A 20058-nucleotide genomic window follows, 5' to 3' on the forward strand; every position below is an offset into this window, starting at 1 on the left:
TTGGATAATAATATTTTATGATAGTCCGCCAGCAGCGGAGACTACTTATTTAATGTTTTTCAATTCCTGTACGGTGATCTTGAATGCGGCAGCATACCGTTGCAGCATAATATCGCTCAGCCCCTTAAATACGGCGGGTTTCATATGGCGTTTTACCTGCCACTGGAACTTGCCTACATAACTCGCCAGCAGTGGCAGGTCCATGATCGTTTTTTCCATGTAGTAGGCTACCGGACTGATCTCACCTGCCAGTACACGTGCACGTGCTTTTTCCACCCGTTCATTGATCTCTTCCCACGCCTGTTGCATTGCTACGTTTTCCGGCTCCCAGCCTACGCTGGTTACGGGTACATACTGTCCTGCATTGTCGGTAGCATAGAACAACTGCTTGAACTGACCTTCATGCATGTTGTTACCATCCTGAGGAACATCGTCTTTTTTCATGAGGTGCGTGTTTAAAGAAAAAGGAGCGTAAGCTCCTTATTAATTAAGAATCAGGAATTACGAATCAGGAATTATGTTAGCCTGACTACACATTTGCGCTGACTAACTATTTTATGGATGTCGGAATGACCGGGAATAATGTTCATTCATCTGAAGACAACTGAAGTTCAATTCCTGATTCCCAATTCCTAATTGCTAATTACACTACCGTGATATGTGCATATGCATAAGAGAACCTTGCGCTCTCAGGTACCATCATCACGATAGTCTGGCCTTTCTTCAGCATATCATTGTTCAGCAATTCTTCCAGCATCAGATAAGGAGAAGCGGTACCTACGTTACCAACTTTGGTAAGGTTAGTGAACCATTTTTCCTGCGGGATAGGTACTCCCAGGCGGGTGATCTCTTCATCGATCTTAAAGCGGAAAAATTCTGAAGACAGGTGAGGCAGGAAGTAGTCCAGTTTATCCAGGTCAATATTATAGCGCTCTACCAGCTCTTTCCACATTTTAGCACCGGAAGGTACAATGTTCGCACCTAACAGGCGGGTATCCTGTTTGAAGGAGAATACGCTGTTATTAGCCCATTCTTCCGGCGTCATATCGATCCAGCCTGTAGTGCTGCCATCTTCATTTTTAACGGAGCCTGCATACATACAGGTTTCCAGTTCGTGTGCATAAGATGCTATTTCCACCCAGTCTACGCGAAGAGACAGACCTTCTTCATTCGGTTTATCCTGGAATAAGGCTGCACTGGCGCCGTCGGATAGCATCCAGCGAAGGAAATCTTTTTCGAAAGCAATGATCGGATTGTTTTCCAGTTGCTTCAGATTTTCAGCTTCAGGCTCGAACTTTTCGGCCAGCATCCAGCTGGAGAATTTTTCAGAGCCGGAGCTTACTGCATTGCTGGTGTTACCACATCTGATAGACATCCAGGCATATTTGAAAGCCTGCATACCGGCAGCGCAGGCACCTGTTGCAGCGATCAGTTCGACAGGCTGGCATTTCAGCAAACCGTGCACCATAGCTGCATGGTTAGGCAGCAGCTGATCAGGAGAAGTTGTTCCGCAGGCCAGCAGTTGCAACTGGCTGATAGGGAATTTATCGTCAAACAGGCCATCTACTGCGGCAGCTGTCATTTGAGCATTAGAGTGGGTGGATTTACCCTCTTTATCCAGTGAATAATAACGGGTCTTGATCTTATTATTTCCCAGAATCCTCAACCGGGCACGGGAAGGCTTTCCGTCCACCAGTCCCAGAATGCTTTCCATTTCATCATTCCCTACAGGTTCATTTGGCAAAAACTTAGATAGCCTTGTAATATAAACTTCCTTCATTTGAAATAGATTCCTGTTTTTTTATAAGTAGATGCCTATCCTCCTTTAAAGACTGGCTGTTGTTGCTGATTGTTAACCTTTTGTATATTCATGCAGGAGCTACGGTCTCATCGGACAGGTCATCATTCCATTGGTTATGTCAATTATAATATGTCCTGTTTGCCCCTCTTCCCGTCATTTATCACATACAAACGCCCGTAAATATAGAATACTCTACGGATATTACCGTAAAACAGTCGTTCACATGCTGTCCCTTATAATAATTGATGGTATACTAAGTATGATATGACCACCCTTCCTTTTAACGCAGGTGTATTCCTTTATAGTACTTCACGTCTTCCAGCAGCTTACTCTTGTTTAAAGCGAGCTTGAAAATAGACGTGATCTTGGCCAGCGGCGATAAAACAAAGATACCGATCAGTAACAATCCCCTGTACATTGATACCCTTCCCTGTCTTTCCGGAGCCCCCGGCCCCCCTTTGGCACTAATGAACTTTGACCAGTACCGGAATGCCCTGATACCCCTGTCTTCCAGCAGGATCAGGTTAGGCAACAGGTCCACTGCGCCCAGTTCCACCAGTTTCGGTTGTAATGCATCCCATTGTCTGTCCTGCAGGACTTCAGCAATCGGATTGGCAAAACGTACTGATTCAACAATATCCTTTTCCTGCACACCAGCAGGTGGCAGCAGGGAGGTTGCCTCCTTCTTGCCTTTGAACTGCCATCTTAATACGGTGATCAGTGCCACCAGGTTAGGCGACTTATCCACCATTACGATGTTACCCACCAGATGAGCGCCGGCTTTCTGCAGGTAGCCTTTTACTGTTTCCTGCGCGTTCAGCCACATATTGCGGCATCCCATCAGGGTAATTACAGGTTTACCTTTCAGCAGACGGGCTGCTGATTCACTTTGCAAAAATGCTGCCGTTGGTTGGGAAGGAGAAAGGAACCAGGGTTGATAAGCAAGAATAATAAGATCAAAATGCTCATCCGGATTCACTTTCAGCGGAGCAATCGCTCTGGGTCGCCCTAACACCGTTTCCGGCATTGTATCATAAAAAACCTGCTTTTTCCATGGGAACTCAAATGGCTGCACTGGTTTCAATTCTTCGTATACGATGGTTGCTTTGTCCTGTAAAGGGCCTAATACCGTATCGACGATTCTCTTTAATTGTCCTGTTTGCGTATAATATACAACCAGGATCTTAGGTCGTTCAATCATAAAAGGAATAGGAGGTTCAACAATTGAAGCCGTAAACTTACGAAAAACAACTGTAGGCGAAAGATATTTTTTTGTTATATGAATGACGATCGTTCCTAAATGCTTGTCGGGATAAATCCCCTGGTTTTAGCGGCATTCATCTCCTTCTGGCCATTGAACGCTTCTGCGGCATTCACTGCGCGGACATAAAATAAAAACGCCTGCCGGCATGTGTGACACGCTGCGGCAGGCGTTGTAAATATGAAAAGTACTTATTATCAGGATGTAAACAGGACGTTATCCGAAAATGATCATTTGTCTGATCATTGCGGCTCTTTTTCCGTTCCTTGTGCCCTAGCCAGGTATTGCCATAACCTCTGCATTTGTTTACAGCAATACCGTGGCCAAAGGACTTAATTAGTTGTATAGCAGTTACAAAGATGCTGTTTGTATCCTTACTTAAATGTTAAAGAGTACTTAAATTTTTATTCCGCGCAAACAGATATTTTCGAATTGTATCGTGGCACCCCCGCCCTGCGGGGCTTTCGCATCTTCCACTGCGGTGATGACCGCAGCCACAGAAAAACCATTTTTTTCCAATAAAGCTGCTGCACTTTCTGCGCTGTACAATGTAAATCCATGTTCACTGAAAGGCAGTTGCTTCATAGATGCTGCCGAACGGATAGCCAGTACCAGCTCTCCGCCTGCTTCCAGTACACGGTGTATTGCTTTCAGGGCTACGTCCGGCTGCTCCCAGAAATATAACACGTTCACTGCGAATACTTTTGTGAAGGCGCCATCTGGGAAAGACATGGACGATGTAACCCCCAGATGGAGTTCCACAGTCCCCTCTGCGATCCGGGTACGATTTTCCCGAGTGGCTTCTTCCACCATTGTTTCGGACATATCCAGTCCGGTATACCGGATGGTGGGCTCCTTTTCAAACAGTGCCGGGATAAAATACCCGTTACCGAAACCTATTTCCAGCACGCTGTCAGCCGGTTGAAGTCCCAGGAAGTCAAGCACCATATTATATATTGCGGCATTAGACTTATTCATCGCCAGTCCTACCTTTATGCCATCTTCTCCTTCCGGTTTACGTAACTGGCGGGCTAAACTTTCCGGATCCATTGCTGGTTTCTCCATATTTTTTCAGTTAAGTGGTTAATTATTAGCAGTTCTTCGCTGATATAAATAAAAAAAGCCAGACTGGTTGTTACGTTACACGCTAACCAGTCCGGCTCCTTATTAATAATTTATCTGACCGTTACTCTTTATGAACAGATCCTGAACCGGCGATATCAGATGATACTTCAGGACTACCTTTATAGCTGACATCACCAGATCCCATGATCTTTGCCGTCAGCTTTACACTGGCATGCACTTCGGCATCACCACTACCTGCAATGGTCACTTTTGTAGTCTCTGTACGCAGATCTCCGCCGTCAAAATTACCACTTCCGGCCATACTTACCTCGAGGTCTTTTGTCTCGCCGGTGATCTTGATATCACCGGAACCGGCAGAAGAAGCGATCACCTTCGGACTGTTCACAATTCCCTCTATATTACCAGCGCCTGTCAGCTTAAAACGAACCGGATCAGGATTCTCCAGGGTATTGGTCACTTTAATATTACCGGAACCCAGCAGGGCCAGCTGGTAAACGTCAGGTGCCGTCAGCTTTATTTTTATATCGTGATGTGACTTGATGGAGATATGATCTTTCAGGTCGATCACCAGTTCATCATCGTGAATATTGAGTTCAATGTAAGGTAAAATATTATCATCTGCTTCAATCACCGCAGCCTGAGCCGGCCCCTGCGTAAATTCCACATTCATACTACCTTTCAGCGCAACTTTATGATACTCCTGTACAGAGCGGGTTGCTGTGATAATGTTTCCACTACCTTTGACCCGGCGGCCTCCACAGCTATAAAGGGCTAACAACAGGACCGCTACTCCCGCACCATAGACGATTTTTTTCATGAGGTTGATATTTTGTTGAGTTTTAAAATGGCGATTAATATTCATGTGTGATACGAATATAAGAACAAACGGCTACAGACTATTCGTATTTTCCAACTTGGGATTTCATATTTGGCCGTTATCTTTGCACCACCATGACAGAAAAGATACTTATACTCGACTTTGGTTCCCAGTACACGCAGCTGATTGCTCGCAGTATCAGGGAGTTGAACATTTACTGTGAAATCAAGCCTTGTCTCGCTCCGGTTGAGTGGGACGATACGGTAAAAGGCATTATTCTTTCCGGTAGTCCGTTTTCCGTGAACGATGCCGGTGCTCCAACCGTTGACATAGCTGCCATGGCGGCTAAAGTTCCGGTACTGGGTGTGTGCTATGGCGCACAGCTGACTGCCAAGGTATTTGGTGGTGAGGTAGCTAAAAGTGGCATCCGTGAGTATGGCCGTGCTTTTATGGAGCATGCGGACAAGGAAGAAAAGCTCCTGTATGATATCTCTTCCCGTAGCCAGGTATGGATGAGCCACTCAGATACCATCGTTAAGATGCCTGAAGGTTTTGAGATCATCGCTCATACAGAGAATATCCCTGTTGCGGCATTCAAATCCGAAACTATTGCCAAGCACCCGATCATGGGTCTGCAGTTCCATCCGGAAGTGACACACTCCCTGGAGGGTAAGCAACTGATGCGTAACTTCCTGGTACACATCTGCGGATGCAAACAGGACTGGACTCCGGCAGCATTTGTACAGGAGACCATTGATAAGATCAAGGCGCAGGTAGGCAATAAGAAAGTGGTAATGGCGCTGAGCGGTGGTGTTGACTCCACCGTAGCTGCTGAACTGATACATAAAGCGATAGGTGATAACCTGTACTGCGTATTCGTAGACAACGGATTACTTCGTAAGAACGAATTTGAAACGGTACTGGACTCCTATAAACATATGGGTCTGAACGTAAAGGGTGTGAACGCCAAGGATCTCTTTTATGGAGAACTGAAAGGTGTAAGTGATCCTGAGAAAAAACGTAAGATCATCGGCCGTCTGTTCATCGAGGTATTCCAGCAGGAATCAGCCCTGCTGAAAGACATCTCCTTCCTCGGCCAGGGTACTATCTACCCGGATGTGATCGAGTCAGTATCTGTGAACGGTCCTTCTGTTACGATCAAGTCTCACCACAACGTAGGTGGTTTACCTGAGAAAATGAACATGGGACTGGTAGAACCACTGCGTTTCCTCTTCAAAGATGAAGTAAGACGTGTAGGTCGTGAGATCGGTATCAGTGAAATATTCCTGGGCCGTCATCCTTTCCCGGGTCCTGGTCTGGCTATCCGTATCCTTGGAGAGATCACTCCGGAGAAGGTAGCGATGCTACAGGAAGCGGACGCTGTGTATATCGACGGGCTGCGTGAAGCAGAGCTGTATGATAAAGTATGGCAGGCAGGTACCATTCTGCTGCCGGTACAAAGCGTAGGCGTAATGGGAGATGAAAGGACTTATGAGTTTACAGTTGCACTGCGTGCGGTGACTTCCGTGGATGGTATGACTGCTGACTGGGCACACTTACCGTATGAGTTCCTGGCAAAAATGTCCAACGATATTATCAATAAAGTGAAAGGGATCAACCGTGTGGTGTACGACATCAGTTCCAAACCACCGGCTACCATCGAATGGGAATAAACCCTATACACCGTATGTAGAAACGCTTAACGCTGAGCCGCTTATACATGTAAGCCTTCGCGTTAAGCGTTTCTTATTGAGTATATAGGAACGATTTTTGTAATTAATGATCGCTATGAGTAAATCCAAAATATGCAGTCTGACAGTCACTGCCTGTGCAATGGCCGTCCTGCTGTCTGCCTGTTCGCTGTTCAAAGGCAGCACCAGCAGCCCTACAGCTCCGCCAACAACTGTTACTAAACCGAAAGAGGAAGAAAAGAAGAAGGAAGAGAAAAAGAATGAAGAAAAAGCAGCGCCATTCAATGTACCTGCCTTTGCCCGCGAAGTAAAAAAAGATGCCTACAATATCGCCATCTTCGCGCCACTCTACCTTGACTCTGTATTCACCAACGGAACAGAAATTCCTGGTCGTACGCTGCCGCGCTATGTATTGTCCGGCCTTGATTTTTATGAAGGTGCACAGCTTGCACTGGACAGTCTGCAGCAACAAGGCGTAAAACTCAATGTGTTCGTTTATGACAGCAAATCGAGAACCAACAACATCGAGACACTCAAAAGGAACAAGGCATTTGATGGTACTGACCTGATCATTGCGGCTGTCAGTGCTCCAGAAATACAGGAACTCAGCAACGTTGCAAAAGATCAGCAGATCAACCTCGTATCGGCTACCTATCCGAATGATGGAGGTATCAGCGGTAACCCGTTCCTGCTCATCACGAACAGTTTACTGAAAACCCACGGAGAAGTATTACAACGCTATCTGCAGGAAACATTTGCTAATAAGAATATCCTGTTGCTGCACCGTAACAGTCCCTTTGAAAAACGTCTTGTAGCTGACTTCAAAGCAGACTATGACAAAATGCAGAGTGCAAAGAAATCACGCATCCGTGAAGTGATCTGGAATGATGCTATGACCGATATGGACCTGTCTCAGTACCTCCTCACCGATCGTCCGAATCTCTGTGTCGTGACTGCACTGGATGAGAACAATGCAAAGGCGATCCTGCGTAAGCTGAGCGTACAGACAGCTACTTATCCTATTCAGATCTACGGTATGCCTACCTGGGATATTATGAAATTTAAAGAGCCTGAATTTAAGGATATGCAGATCTACTATACGTCTCCTTATTTCAATGACAAAACAGATGCCTACAGCCGCTACATCACCGATTACTTCAAACGTGTTTACAAATCCCGTCCGTCAGACATGGCGTTCAAAGGATTTGAGCTGACATGGTACTTTGTGAAGCAGCTGAACGATAAAGGGGTATATTTCAACGGAGATATCAATGAAGGCACCAAAAAGATATTCAATAACTTAAACTATCAGCCGGTATACCTGAAGGAAGGTAATACTGTTCCTGACTATTTTGAGAATAAAAACATTAATATCATTCAAAAGAATGATAGTGCAGATGTGAAGATGAATTTCCAGTAAAATTGGGAATCAGGAATTAAGAACAGGAACTGATAAAGCCTGTATAGCTGAACAGGATCAATCGCTTTATTCACACCTGTTTCAATAAATACCTAACAGGGCGTTTCTTACAAAGGAACGCCCTCTTTTTGTATACAAGACTTAACAAGAAGCGTAGTTCCTACTGCCTGATTCCTAGCTTTCCGTTCTCTTTGCACGAAAATTGCATCACTTTTCCCATGGTACTACAGTTCACTGACAAAGGCATCTACTGCCCGGCAGGCGACTTTTATATCGACCCCTGGCAGCCTGTAGAAAGGGCTGTCATCACCCACGCCCATTCTGATCACGCCCGGTACGGTAGCAAACATTATCTCTGTCATCACGACAGTGTTCCCCTTTTACAACTCCGGTTAGGACAGGATATCAGTGTGCAGGGCGCTGCTTTTGGGGAAACAATTCGCTATAATGGTGTCACCATTTCCCTCCACCCAGCCGGTCACATCATCGGGTCGGCCCAGGTACGCGTACAGCAGGGGAATGAAGTATGGGTATTCAGCGGGGATTATAAAGTGGAAAATGATGGCATCTCCGGACAATTTGAACCGGTGCCCTGTCAGACGTTTATTACAGAGTGTACGTTCGGTCTGCCCATCTATAACTGGCAGCCACAGGCGATGATATTCAGCAATATCAGGCAGTGGGTACAGGACAACCAGGCTGCCGGCAAAAACAGCGTTATACTGGGGTATAGTCTGGGGAAAGCACAGCGCCTGTTATATAACCTAAGGGATGTAACAGAGCAGATCTGGGCACATGGGGCTATTTACATCCCCCATCAACTGCTGCGGCAGAAAGGCTGGGACTTGCCGGAAATACACCGTATCACACCCGAAACACCCGCATCTGCCTATAAGAATAACCTGATCATCGGACCACCATCTGCCGCGGATACTTCCTGGATGCGCCGGTTTAACCCTTACTCACTGGGTGTATGCAGCGGATGGATGCAGGTAAGGGGAAATGCCCGGCGACGGAATGCAGATGCAGGATTTGCCCTGTCGGACCATGCTGACTGGACCGGCCTGCTACAGGCTGTCAAAGCTACCGGCGCCGAAAAGGTATATACTACCCACGGTTTCAGTAGCGCTTTTGCCCGTTATCTGACCGAAAACGGTATTCCGGCACAGGAAGTAAAAACAGAATATGGTGATACAGATGAAGAACTGACTATTCCGGAAATTACTGCCAATGAGCAATAAAGCCAGTTTATGAAAGAATTTGCCACGCTGATAAGAATACTGAGCAACAGTACCAAGACCAATGAAAAACTGGATGCACTCAGCCGGTACATGGCCTCCGCAGATGCGGCCGACCGGTTATGGGTACTGGCATTGTTCACAGGTCGCAGACCCAAACGTACTGTCAATGCTACCCAGTTAAGCACCTGGTGCCTGCAGATGACCGGCTTACCTGCCTGGTTATACGAAGAATGCTACCATACGGTCGGTGATCTCGCTGAAACCATTGCCCTGCTGCTGCCCCCTGGTAAAAGCATCTCTGTCCATCCCCTTCACTACTGGATCGACCAGCTGATACAACTGGAAAAAGCGGACGAACCTACCAAACAGGCCTTTATTCTCAAGGCTTGGGAAGAACTGGATACCAGTGAACGGTTTGTCTTTAATAAGTTGATCACCGGTGGCTTCCGTATTGGTGTTTCACAGAAAATGATGGTCAATGCACTGGCAGCAACGTATGATATTCCGGCTGCTACGATATCCCACATGATCAGTGGGAACTGGCACCCGCAGCAAACAACCCTGGAAGCATTGCTGAATGAAAATATCACGGCAGCTGACGCCTCCAAACCCTTTCCGTTCTATCTCGCCTATGCGCTGGAAATACCACCTTCAGAACTGGGTACCCCGGAACAATGGCAGGCGGAATGGAAATGGGACGGTATCCGCGGACAGATCATCAAACGTAACGGGCAGTTGTTTGTATGGTCACGCGGAGAGGAACTGATCACCGAAAAGTTCCCGGAATACCAACCCCTGCTGGAACTCCTGCCAGAGGGCACTGTGCTGGATGGCGAGATACTCACCTTTGCAGCGGGAGCGCCACTACCCTTTCAGACGTTACAAACCCGCATCGGCAGGAAAAACGTTACCCGCAAACAACTACAGGAAGCGCCTGTCGCCTTTCTCAGTTACGACCTGCTGGAATGGGAAGGACAAGACATACGTACAACGGCATTGCAGGAACGCCGCGTACTTTTGGAGCAGCTGATAGAAAAGATCAATCACCCGACACTCCGCCTGTCCCCGGCTATTACCTTTCACGACTGGGATGAACTGGCCGGTTTCCGGCTGCAGGCAAGAGAAAAAGGCAGCGAGGGCTTGATGTTGAAAAAGCGGGATTCTGCCTATCAGGTGGGTCGTAAACGGGGGGACTGGTGGAAATGGAAGATTGATCCGCTAACAATAGACGCTGTCATGATATATGCCCAGAAAGGTCACGGACGACGGTCTAACCTCTATACAGATTACACCTTTGCAGTCAGGGATGGGGAACAGCTGGTATCGTTCACAAAGGCATATTCCGGACTGACAGATAAAGAGATCAATGAAGTGGACAACTGGGTAAAGCGGCATTCTATTGAAAAGTTTGGGCCGGTGAGGACAGTAAAGCCAGCACTTGTATTTGAGATCGGATTTGAGGGGATAGCAGCCTCCAACAGGCATAAATCGGGTGTAGCACTACGTTTCCCAAGAATATTACGCTGGCGTAAAGACAAGCCGGTAAGCGAAATAAATACATTATCGGATTTACAGCAACTACTGCAAATGCATAAATAATAAGAGTCCGAGAACGATTATTAATTCAAATTAGTATATTGTACTTAATTTCGCATTCAAATTGGAACATTATTCTATACTGATATGAACAACCTGGGAAATACCAAAAAAGATAATGCAGCCGACAACATTGCGCTGGATGAAAAGGATATCGCTATTCTGCAATTGTTGGAAGAAGATGCAAAAATGACTATCCGTGACCTGGCTGCGAAGCTGAATCTGAGCGCAACACCTGTTTATGAACGTATCCGTAAAATGGAGCAGGCTGGTGTGATCAGGCAGTATGCGGCTATTGTTGATCCCAGCAAGATAGATAAGGCCCTGACCGTATTATGTTATATCTCCCTCAAAGAGCACGGCAAAAAAGCAGGTTCAAAATTCATTAAAGAGATCACCTCTTTTCCGGAAGTAATGGAGTGCCTGAACATCTCAGGTCAGTTTGATTTTATGCTAAAGGTGCAGGTTAAAGACATGCTCGCCTATCATGAGTTTAATGTCAATAAGCTAGGCGAGCTGGATAATATCCGTCATATGGAGAGTGTATTCGTGATGTCAGTCATCAAAGCCACACACAGAGTTGTATATTAATCTTACTATAATTTTCTAAGACCTTCATACCCGGGGAAGAGGATATAAGCATTCACATTTTCTCCCCTGGGATGCACGGTAATAGCCGAACATTTCTCTTTCGCACCTTTCTCTGCCGTCATCTCAAAAGCAATACCTGCACTGCGTACATCGTATACAGTCACTTTTTTGCTTTTTACACGGTCTTCATACTGCGCTACTACCCTGATGGCCGGGAACAGCTTTTTTATTTCAATGTAGGAGCTGCCCACTTTCAGTCCTTTGGCTGTTTTAAAGGAAGCGGTATTCACACGTACCTGTTTTACCACCATTCCTTCTTTACCATTGGTCTCTTCTCTTACGGAATACACCGCCAGGTACCTGGAGGAATCAATGCTGCTATCTTTTCTGTGGCTGTACCAGAAGCTCCAGGCTTTTCCCATAGCGGCATCGCCACCATCTGCATTGCCCAGTTGCTGCGTCATTTCATCGACTGTTGTTCCTAGTTTTGTGTTGCCGATGTATTCCCCTGGTTCTATTTTCCAGGCATTCTGCGCATAAGCCGATACAGACATGAACATACATGCAACGGCAAAAAAGTAAAGGTGTTTCATAGTTATTCTTTATGCAAAGAAAGACAAAAAACAGGCCACATTACATATCTAAATAATGCTTACTTTCCTGCTATGAATCGCAAACATTTCCTGTCAACACTGGCTACCACTGCGGGACTCACCACTTTACCCGCACTGACGCGTTTACAACAGGCTGCTGCCTCATTAACTCCTCATGAAGAACGATGGCTCATTCCTCCATATCTGAAGCCCGGAGATGTGATCGGTATTACCTGTCCTGCCGGACATATCACACTTGACGAAATCAAACCGGCGATCCGTATTATGGAAAGCTGGGGGTTCCGTATACGTATAGGTAACACTGTTAATAAAGCCGACTTCAGTTTTGGTGGTACTGACCAGGAAAGGCAACAGGATATGCAATCCATGCTTGATGATCCCACTATCAAAGCCATCATGTGCGGACGTGGCGGATATGGCAGCGCGCGTATCGTAGACCAGCTTGACTTTACCCGCTTTATTCAGCAACCTAAGTGGGTGATCGGTTTCAGCGATATCACCGTGTTACATTGTCATATCAGTCGCCTGTATGGTATTGCGACACTGCATTCAAAGATGTGTAACAGCTTTCCGGATGATTATGCGAAAGCCGAGCCGATCGTACAACAAACGATCTCTTCTATCAAAGATGCCCTCTGCGGGCAACAACTGCAATACACTACATTTTCTGACACACGCAATCGCACAGGGGTTGCGAAAGGAATACTGGTGGGTGGCAATCTGTCCATGATACAAAGCGTACTAGGCACTAATTCAGAGCTGGATACCATCGGAAAGATACTTTTCCTGGAAGAAGTAGGTGAATACCTCTACAGCCTGGACCGCATGTTCAATAGTCTGCAACGTGCACATAAACTTGATAACCTGGCAGCTCTGATCATCGGTGGCTTTAACCGTATCAAACCCGATGATCCCGGCGAGGAATTCGGTCGTACGGTGTATGACATTGTAATGGAAAAAGTGAAGGATTTTAGTTACCCGGTTTGTTTTAGTTTCCCGGTAGGTCATCAGAAGGATAACTATGCATTAAAATGTGGTATTATGCATCAGCTGAGTGTCGGAAACGAGGAGGTGACACTGAGTGAGTTGCGTTAATACTCAATTTTACATGACTGTCTCAAAGCACAGGCCACTCTGCTACAAAAATATTATCTTTATCTGGTACTGTACCCACCGGCACCGTTCACCATAGCAACTTTCTATGACCAGCTGGCCGGCAACCATAGATTCCATACGTTATAGTCTATAGACTACTCATCCGATAACCTAAAAACCTGACCCACGAAACAATCAAATAAGTATGCTTATGAAGATGTCCTTTATACTGGTCTTTTGCCTGTCGCTCTGCTTTGCCTGCAGGAAAGACAAAGAACAACCGGATGCGCTTCCTCCCGTGGTATATGCCGGTGATCTCAAATTTGATTCAGATCCCCTTATCATGTTCGTCAAAGATACCGCTATTCAGGACCTTGATTTCATCAGGGCTTACATGGAAAGGCATCGTAGTATGGGGGTCTTTGACCTGTCAGCCGGCGGTCTTTTAGACGGTGCTAAAGTCACATTTGACGCCCGGAACAGTGAGCTTGTCAGCTTTAAGATCGTCACGGCCGGTGGCGGTGTGAATGAGCGGGTATTCGACAGGGCAAAACTGGATAACACCACCCTTGTTTTTACAGCAAAGAATAAGGGAGAGGTAGAAGAATATGATAATACTGCGTTCTCGTGTAAATCAGTGCATACGCTGACGCGAATGTATCCTCCTGCCAGTGAATGCCGTTCCGATCAACTGTTCTGCTCAGGATATCAGCACATGCCGGTCATTGAATATGGGGACAAGCTGGTGCTTCCCGTGACGTGTTTCAACTACTTCCACCGGCAGAATAACGGCACCTGTCTCATCAATAAAACAGGATTGTATGACATCTTTAATCCTAAGGCAGTCGAGAAATTAGGCGAGTTTGATACCCTGGTGGTACAAAGGAGTACGCTGACGCTAAGTAAGCAATAGCAGACTTTACCTGCAGGAAAACCGGAGAATATTTGTTCACAATACGCTGATCTAATTTCTCCGATTTTCCCTAATTTCATCACCTGATGAAAAACAAATCGCGCGGATGGCAGGTGATCATAGCATGGCTGGCTGCAAATGACAGAAAGCCCTTCACATTCCAGGAAGAAGCCTGGAAGTATTACACACAAGGCAAATCAGGCCTTGTTAACGCCCCTACCGGTTACGGTAAAACCTTCTCCCTATTCCTGGGTGTCGTGATCGACTGGATCAATAAACACCCGGAGGACTATCAGCAAAGAACAAAGAACGGTCTGCAAATGCTCTGGATCACCCCGCTGAGGGCGCTGGCAAAAGATATTGCCCGTGCGATGGAGCAGGTATTGCAGGAACTCAATATGCCGTGGCAGGTTGGTATACGCAGTGGCGATACGCCGGTATCCACCCGCCAGCAGCAAAAGAAACAGATGCCGGAGATCCTGATCATCACACCGGAAAGTCTGCACCTGCTGATGGGACAAAAAGAATACCCTAAGGTCTTTACTCATCTGACCACCGTTGTGGCAGATGAATGGCATGAATTGCTGGGTAGTAAACGGGGTGTGATGGTAGAATTAGGGCTTAGCAGATTACGCGGACTGGCGAAAAAAGCAGGACGACCACCGTTGAAAGTATGGGGCATATCAGCAACGATCGGCAACCTGGAAGAAGCAATGGACGTGCTGTTGGGAGTACCCGATCCGGAAGCAGTGATTGTACGTGCGAAGCTGGACAAAAAGATAGAATTACAAAGCATCCTTCCTGACGAAATAGAAAAGTTTCCCTGGGCTGGTCACCTTGGTACGAAGCTGCTATATAAAGCGCTGCCGGTGATCATGAATAGCCAGACGACCCTGATATTCACCAATGTTCGTTCACAGACGGAGATCTGGTATCAGGAGATATTGAGGCAATGTCCGGAACTGGCAGGCGCCATTGCATTACACCACGGTTCTATTGACATGGAACTACGCGTATGGGTTGAGGAAGCGCTGCACACCGGCGTATTAAAAGCGGTGGTCTGTACATCCAGTCTTGATCTGGGAGTGGATTTCCGTCCTGTTGATACGGTGATACAGGTAGGCAGTCCCAAAGGCGTGGCGCGTTTCCTGCAAAGAGCAGGACGAAGCGGCCACCAGCCGGGTGCTACCAGCAAAATATGGTTCCTGCCAACACACAGTCTTGAACTGGTGGAGGCAGCCGCATTGAAAGCGGCAATGGATGAACAGCTGATCGAAAGTCGCGTACCCATTGTACTCGCTTTTGACGTATTGCTGCAATACCTTATGACCCTGGGGATCTCTGACGGCTTTCATGCATCTGAGATCTGGGAAGAAGTCACCAGCACGTTCTGCTTCCGTGATATCACAGCAGATGAATGGGCCTGGATGCTGGCCTTCCTGAGTACCGGAGGCGATGCATTATATAGCTATGATGAATTTAAAAAACTGGAACGGGAGGGCGATTTCTTCATCTGCCGCAGCCGTATGCTGGCGATGCGGCACAGACTGCATATTGGTACCATTGTCAGCGATGCGATGCTGAAGGTGAAGTTCATCAGTGGTGGCTATATCGGTATGATAGAAGAATGGTTCGTTGCGCGCCTGCAGCCGGGTGATGCCTTTAGCCTGGGCGGACGTACGCTGGAGTTTGTCATGATCAAAGACATGACAGTGCTGGTAAGGAAGTCAAATGCGAAACGGGCGATCGTACCCAGCTGGATGGGAGGCCGACTCCCCCTGTCTGCCAATCTCGGTAAAGTACTACGCCGGACCTATAACGAGGCATTGTCAGGTAAATCGGACATGCCGGAGATCAAGATACTACAACCATTATTCGACCTGCAGGAACAATTGTCACATATCCCGAAAGACGATGAACTGCTGATCGAAATGATTAACACCAGGGATGGTTACCACCTGTTCGTGTATCCTTTCGAGGGCAGACTGGTACATGAAGTGATGGCGGCACTGCTGGCCTACCGTATCAGTAAGCGACAGCCGATCACGTTTTCCATAGCGATGAACGACTACGGATTTGAATTGTTATCTGACCAGCCGATCCCGGTATCTGAGGGAGATGTGCACGATCTGTTTTCAACGGAGAACCTGACCATCGATCTGCAGGCCAGTGTGAACTCGACGGAAATGGCGCGCAGGAAATTCAGGGACATTGCGGTAATTGCCGGGTTGATATTCCAGGGCTATCCAGGCAAACATAAACAAAGCAGGCACCTGCAGTCGTCCGCATCTTTGCTCTTCAATGTGTTTAAGGATTATGATCCGCAGAACCTGTTATTGAGACAGGCCTTTAACGAGGCATTCTTCTATCAGATGGAAGAGGCACGGCTGCGGGAAAGCCTCGACCGTATTTACAACAGCAATATCATTATTACAACACCGGAGAGTCTGACACCTTTCTGTTTCCCGATAAAAGTAGATAGCTTAAGAGAAAACCTGACCAGTGAAAAACTGGAAGACAGGATCAAAAAGATGCGTCCTCAGTTTTAGTATAAACAGGATGATGTAGTTTTACGTACGATATGGAGGAAGTGATTTATAGACAACAGGACCAGACCTGGCATTTATCCCCACACAGGGCAATATTCTGGCAGGAAGAGCAGGCGCTGATCGTATCCGATCTGCACCTGGGAAAAGGAACACATTTCAGGAAAGCAGGGATCGCCGTTCCTGCGAACATCGGGCAGAACGATCTGTACCGGCTGCAACTGCTGATCACTACCTATAATCCTGCCCAGATCATCATTGTTGGTGACATGTTCCATAGCCGGGAGAACAATGATGTGGCTTATTTCAAACTCTGGCGACAACAGTTCGCCAATATCCGTTTTAAGCTGGTCAAGGGCAATCATGATATACTGCCTGATGCGATATATGCATCGCTGAATGTAGAAGTATCGGATACGCTCTGCATCCGGGATATTCATTTCATACATGAGCCCTGCGATGAAGAAGATGCGCCGGGGTATACTTTCTCCGGACACCTGCATCCGGGTGTGGTGGTGGCAGGTGCCGGCAGACAACGCTTGCGTCTCCCCTGCTTCTACTTCGGAAAGCATTGCAGCATATTGCCTGCTTTCGGCCGTTTTACGGGCCTTGCTACCTTAGAGCCTGCACTTGATGAGGCAGTATTCGTAATCGCTGAAAATAGCGTCTTAAAAGTCAATTAATGCTGGTTGCGTACGATCCCATATTTGCACATCCACTTCCTGAAGGCCATCGGTTCCCGATGGTAAAATATGAGCTGATCCCGGCACAGCTGCTGCGGGAGGGCGTAATTACCAGCGAACAGCTACATCGGCCAGTTCCACTGGATGAAGCGACCATTCTGCTGACCCATACATACACTTACTGGCAGCAGTTACAACAGCTGACATTATCTGAAAAAGAACAACGCCGGATAGGTTTACCACAATCCGCCGCATTAACACTGAGAGAGATCACGATCTGTCAGGGAACGATCGATTGTGCCCTACATGCCATGCAGCATGGGGTGGCGCTGAATGTAGCCGGAGGCACGCATCATGCATTTGCAGATCGCGGAGAGGGTTTCTGTCTGCTGAATGACTTTGCCATTGCGGCGAACTACCTGCTGCATCATCGCCTCGTGAAGCAGGTGCTGGTCATTGATCTCGATGTACACCAGGGGAATGGTACAGCGGCTATCTTTGAAGGCAAACCGGATGTCTATACTTTCAGTATGCATGGTGCGCATAATTATCCGTTCCACAAGGAAGTATCCGACTGGGATGTACCATTGCCTGACGGGATGAATGATGAGCACTACCTGCGGACACTGAGCGACTGTTTACCGGTGTTGATCAATCAGGTGCAACCTGATATTGTGTTTTATCTCTCCGGTGTGGATATCCTGGAAACAGACCGTTACGGAAAACTGAAGGTAACAGCTGCTGGCTGCAGACAACGTGATGAGCTGGTATTTAACACCCTGAAACAACATGGTATTCCATGTGCGGTAGCCATGGGCGGAGGTTATTCAACACATGTGCGGGATATAGTGAATGCACATTGTAATACATTCAGGGCGGCCGCAGAGATCTGGGGGTAACAGGACAATCATTCTTCTATGACCGTACGAAAAGTAATCTTACTTTATCCACACCATTGGTCAAATCCTGTCTTCCCGGCGCCTCTCACCAGTAGCATTGGAGGGATCATAAGACGGCATAACAAACTACTCCTGTAAGGATGTCAGGAAGGACTGGCTATCACAGCAACACTGCACAACACACTTATCCACAAAAAACAGCGAATGATTATCTGTAATCAAATAATCACCCGCTGTCAATATTTTCTACGAATATCTTCACAAGCTGGGGGGTAACTACGAACAGTGCTCCTGAAAACTATGGCTGCGACAAATATTATTGTCAGACGGCTATAGATCTGTTAATCCTTGATCCGCTTCTTCAACATACTCACCTGGTCCTGCAGATGGCTCACCATATCTGCCAGATGATTTACACTCAGACGGCTTTGCTGACTTGTTTTACTGATCACTGCATCGGACTGCCAGAGTTCCAGTACTTCATCCATGCCCACCGCGTAAGGCTCATACTGAGGGTTATCAGATAAGAGTGTGATTTTACCTTTGCTACGGTTACTTTTCAACACACGTTTGTACACGATACCTTCACGGTTGGTCACCACAACGTATGCTTCATTATTGCGGATCTCATCCCATCCATCCACCTTGTGGCAAACGATCACAGAACCGGAAGGAGTAGGCAGCATAGAATCTCCTGCTATTTCAAAAGCCCTGTAATTACCGGCGCCCATCATGGGTAAAGTGAAGGTGTTCAGTTCTTCGATGAATTCATCATCGTTATATCCGGCAAGGTAACCGGCAGCAGCTTTCACCGGTACAAACTCTATGACCTGACGGTCACTGCCCATTTTCTGTTGCCTGCGTTTTTCGAGGAAGGTCTCCTTCTGGGAGCCTACATCACGACGTAACAAATCGTCAATGGAGATACGGAACATATCACTGATCAGTTCCAAAACTTCTGTGCGGGGTTCTGCACGTTCCTCTTCGTAAGCGCCGAGCAGCGAACGTTTAATACCTAATTTATCGGCAAATTCCTGCTGGGTCCAGCCTTTCTGCTTACGCAGGAACTTCAGATTGCGGCATACTATGGACATAATCTAAAGAATTTAGTACATTACTAACAAAATTAGCATATAATTTTTATAATAACCAAATATATTCCGGTCTGCTTGACTTATTTTTGCCGCGTAAAATCCAACTCAATATTATGAATGACACCTTAGTAACTATTCACTCGCTGTTAAGATGGGCAATTGTACTGACCGGTATATGGGCAGTCATCCGCGCATTGAAAGGCGTTAGTGGTAACTCAGCTTACACCGGCGCTGATAAGAAAGCAGGCCTCTTCTTCATGATCTCTCTCGATATTCAGTTACTGGTAGGTTTAGTACTGTACTTCGTTAGTCCACTGGCCATGAAAGCATTTCAGGCAAGCGGCGGCGCAGTAATGAAAGACAGCACCCTGCGTTACTTTGCGGTAGAACATGCATTGATTGCGATCGTAGCCATTGCGCTTGTTCACATTGGCCGTGCTAAAGTGAAAAAAGCTGCATCCGATGCACAAAGACATAAACTGTCCCTGATATTCTTTGCCATTGCGCTGATCCTGCTGGCATCCCGTATTCCATGGCCGTTCACGGCTGCAGGCGCTGGCAGAGGCTGGTTCTAGTATACAACAACAAGCTATTATAAAAAAGAGATCGTCTCAGGGCGATCTCTTTTTTTATACTCGTAAACGTACAAGAGGGCTGTCAGCCTCTGGCAGGACACCCCTCCTGATGCTGTCAACTGATACAATTTTGAC

Annotated in this window: 18 protein-coding genes; 11 read left to right on the plus strand and 7 right to left on the minus strand. The window is 46.9% G+C overall.

What is annotated here, in order from left to right; genetic code table 11:
- Window positions 1-45: 45 nt before the first annotated feature.
- The 5 genes from GWR21_RS13610 to GWR21_RS13630 form a co-directional block, all read right to left on the minus strand.
- Window positions 46-444 carry a hypothetical protein gene (locus GWR21_RS13610; RefSeq protein WP_162332275.1) on the minus strand — a complete coding sequence of 133 codons (399 nt, stop codon included), beginning with the start codon at window positions 442-444 and terminating at the stop codon, window positions 46-48.
- Window positions 445-643: 199 nt separating this feature from the next.
- Complete coding sequence (locus GWR21_RS13615) at window positions 644-1780, minus strand: beta-ketoacyl-ACP synthase III (RefSeq protein WP_162332276.1); 1137 nt, start codon at window positions 1778-1780, stop codon at window positions 644-646.
- 301 nt (window positions 1781-2081) lie between these two features.
- Window positions 2082-3002 carry a dialkylrecorsinol condensing enzyme gene (locus GWR21_RS13620; protein WP_162332277.1) on the minus strand — a complete coding sequence of 307 codons (921 nt, stop codon included), beginning with the start codon at window positions 3000-3002 and terminating at the stop codon, window positions 2082-2084.
- Between the two features lie 456 nt (window positions 3003-3458).
- The gene (locus GWR21_RS13625) at window positions 3459-4127 is read right to left on the minus strand and encodes a class I SAM-dependent methyltransferase (RefSeq protein WP_162332278.1); all 669 of its coding nucleotides are present in this window, start codon (window positions 4125-4127) and stop codon (window positions 3459-3461) included.
- A gap of 121 nt (window positions 4128-4248) precedes the next feature.
- Entirely contained in the window at window positions 4249-4965 is a 717-nt protein-coding gene (locus tag GWR21_RS13630) for a head GIN domain-containing protein (protein WP_162332279.1), read from the minus strand.
- Between the two features lie 134 nt (window positions 4966-5099).
- Here GWR21_RS13630 and guaA point away from each other — a divergent pair, with 134 nt between their 5' ends.
- The 5 genes from guaA (at window position 5100) to GWR21_RS13655 (ending at window position 11504) form a co-directional block, all read left to right on the plus strand.
- Window positions 5100-6638, plus strand: coding sequence for a glutamine-hydrolyzing GMP synthase (gene guaA / locus GWR21_RS13635; RefSeq protein WP_162332280.1), 1539 nt, complete (start codon window positions 5100-5102; stop codon window positions 6636-6638).
- Window positions 6639-6753: 115 nt separating this feature from the next.
- Window positions 6754-8076 (plus strand): ABC transporter substrate-binding protein, encoded by a 1323-nt coding sequence (locus GWR21_RS13640; RefSeq protein WP_162332281.1) that lies wholly within the window; start codon window positions 6754-6756, stop codon window positions 8074-8076.
- 218 nt (window positions 8077-8294) lie between these two features.
- The gene (locus GWR21_RS13645; RefSeq protein ID WP_162332282.1) at window positions 8295-9317 is read left to right on the plus strand and encodes a ligase-associated DNA damage response exonuclease; all 1023 of its coding nucleotides are present in this window, start codon (window positions 8295-8297) and stop codon (window positions 9315-9317) included.
- A 9-nt stretch (window positions 9318-9326) separates the two neighbouring features.
- Window positions 9327-10916, plus strand: a complete 1590-nt coding sequence (locus tag GWR21_RS13650) for an ATP-dependent DNA ligase (RefSeq protein WP_162332283.1) — start codon at window positions 9327-9329, stop codon at window positions 10914-10916.
- A gap of 84 nt (window positions 10917-11000) precedes the next feature.
- Entirely contained in the window at window positions 11001-11504 is a 504-nt protein-coding gene (locus GWR21_RS13655; RefSeq protein WP_162332284.1) for an Lrp/AsnC family transcriptional regulator, read from the plus strand.
- Between the two features lie 5 nt (window positions 11505-11509).
- Here GWR21_RS13655 and GWR21_RS13660 read toward each other — a convergent pair whose 3' ends face one another.
- Window positions 11510-12097, minus strand: a complete 588-nt coding sequence (locus GWR21_RS13660) for a hypothetical protein (RefSeq protein ID WP_162332285.1) — start codon at window positions 12095-12097, stop codon at window positions 11510-11512.
- 72 nt (window positions 12098-12169) lie between these two features.
- Between GWR21_RS13660 and GWR21_RS13665 the strand changes: the two genes are divergently transcribed.
- The 5 genes from GWR21_RS13665 (at window position 12170) to GWR21_RS13685 (ending at window position 18254) form a co-directional block, all read left to right on the plus strand.
- Window positions 12170-13213 carry a S66 peptidase family protein gene (locus GWR21_RS13665; protein WP_162332286.1) on the plus strand — a complete coding sequence of 348 codons (1044 nt, stop codon included), beginning with the start codon at window positions 12170-12172 and terminating at the stop codon, window positions 13211-13213.
- A gap of 211 nt (window positions 13214-13424) precedes the next feature.
- A complete protein-coding gene (locus GWR21_RS13670; RefSeq protein WP_162332287.1) occupies window positions 13425-14126 on the plus strand; it encodes a hypothetical protein in 702 nt (233 codons plus the stop codon).
- A gap of 86 nt (window positions 14127-14212) precedes the next feature.
- Entirely contained in the window at window positions 14213-16675 is a 2463-nt protein-coding gene (locus GWR21_RS13675) for a ligase-associated DNA damage response DEXH box helicase (protein WP_162332288.1), read from the plus strand.
- Window positions 16676-16707: 32 nt separating this feature from the next.
- Window positions 16708-17355, plus strand: a complete 648-nt coding sequence (pdeM, locus tag GWR21_RS13680) for a ligase-associated DNA damage response endonuclease PdeM (RefSeq protein WP_162332289.1) — start codon at window positions 16708-16710, stop codon at window positions 17353-17355.
- Window positions 17355-18254 carry a histone deacetylase family protein gene (locus GWR21_RS13685; RefSeq protein ID WP_162332290.1) on the plus strand — a complete coding sequence of 300 codons (900 nt, stop codon included), beginning with the start codon at window positions 17355-17357 and terminating at the stop codon, window positions 18252-18254. Before pdeM ends, GWR21_RS13685 begins: the two co-directional genes overlap by 1 nt.
- A gap of 341 nt (window positions 18255-18595) precedes the next feature.
- On the opposite strand, the gene GWR21_RS13690 is transcribed toward GWR21_RS13685, so the two are convergent.
- Window positions 18596-19348: an XRE family transcriptional regulator gene (locus tag GWR21_RS13690; protein WP_162332291.1), complete on the minus strand. Its 753-nt coding sequence runs from the start codon at window positions 19346-19348 to the stop codon at window positions 18596-18598.
- Window positions 19349-19461: 113 nt separating this feature from the next.
- Here GWR21_RS13690 and GWR21_RS13695 point away from each other — a divergent pair, with 113 nt between their 5' ends.
- Window positions 19462-19923, plus strand: coding sequence for a hypothetical protein (locus GWR21_RS13695; RefSeq protein WP_162332292.1), 462 nt, complete (start codon window positions 19462-19464; stop codon window positions 19921-19923).
- Window positions 19924-20058: the final 135 nt, after the last annotated feature.

This window comes from Chitinophaga agri (genome assembly GCF_010093065.1).
In the GTDB taxonomy this organism is placed as follows: domain Bacteria; phylum Bacteroidota; class Bacteroidia; order Chitinophagales; family Chitinophagaceae; genus Chitinophaga; species Chitinophaga agri.

Bases quoted from the DNA above. Each gene is read 5' to 3' on its own strand.
- GWR21_RS13610 (WP_162332275.1), bottom strand. From the start codon at position 444: ATGAAAAAAGACGATGTTCCTCAGGATGGTAACAACATGCATGAAGGT.
- GWR21_RS13615 (WP_162332276.1), bottom strand. From the start codon at position 1,780: ATGAAGGAAGTTTATATTACAAGGCTATCTAAGTTTTTGCCAAATGAA.
- GWR21_RS13620 (WP_162332277.1), bottom strand. From the start codon at position 3,002: ATGATTGAACGACCTAAGATCCTGGTTGTATATTATACGCAAACAGGA.
- GWR21_RS13625 (WP_162332278.1), bottom strand. From the start codon at position 4,127: ATGGAGAAACCAGCAATGGATCCGGAAAGTTTAGCCCGCCAGTTACGT.
- GWR21_RS13630 (WP_162332279.1), bottom strand. From the start codon at position 4,965: ATGAAAAAAATCGTCTATGGTGCGGGAGTAGCGGTCCTGTTGTTAGCC.
- guaA (WP_162332280.1), top strand. From the start codon at position 5,100: ATGACAGAAAAGATACTTATACTCGACTTTGGTTCCCAGTACACGCAG.
- GWR21_RS13640 (WP_162332281.1), top strand. From the start codon at position 6,754: ATGAGTAAATCCAAAATATGCAGTCTGACAGTCACTGCCTGTGCAATG.
- GWR21_RS13645 (WP_162332282.1), top strand. From the start codon at position 8,295: ATGGTACTACAGTTCACTGACAAAGGCATCTACTGCCCGGCAGGCGAC.
- GWR21_RS13650 (WP_162332283.1), top strand. From the start codon at position 9,327: ATGAAAGAATTTGCCACGCTGATAAGAATACTGAGCAACAGTACCAAG.
- GWR21_RS13655 (WP_162332284.1), top strand. From the start codon at position 11,001: ATGAACAACCTGGGAAATACCAAAAAAGATAATGCAGCCGACAACATT.
- GWR21_RS13660 (WP_162332285.1), bottom strand. From the start codon at position 12,097: ATGAAACACCTTTACTTTTTTGCCGTTGCATGTATGTTCATGTCTGTA.
- GWR21_RS13665 (WP_162332286.1), top strand. From the start codon at position 12,170: ATGAATCGCAAACATTTCCTGTCAACACTGGCTACCACTGCGGGACTC.
- GWR21_RS13670 (WP_162332287.1), top strand. From the start codon at position 13,425: ATGAAGATGTCCTTTATACTGGTCTTTTGCCTGTCGCTCTGCTTTGCC.
- GWR21_RS13675 (WP_162332288.1), top strand. From the start codon at position 14,213: ATGAAAAACAAATCGCGCGGATGGCAGGTGATCATAGCATGGCTGGCT.
- pdeM (WP_162332289.1), top strand. From the start codon at position 16,708: ATGGAGGAAGTGATTTATAGACAACAGGACCAGACCTGGCATTTATCC.
- GWR21_RS13685 (WP_162332290.1), top strand. From the start codon at position 17,355: ATGCTGGTTGCGTACGATCCCATATTTGCACATCCACTTCCTGAAGGC.
- GWR21_RS13690 (WP_162332291.1), bottom strand. From the start codon at position 19,348: ATGTCCATAGTATGCCGCAATCTGAAGTTCCTGCGTAAGCAGAAAGGC.
- GWR21_RS13695 (WP_162332292.1), top strand. From the start codon at position 19,462: ATGAATGACACCTTAGTAACTATTCACTCGCTGTTAAGATGGGCAATT.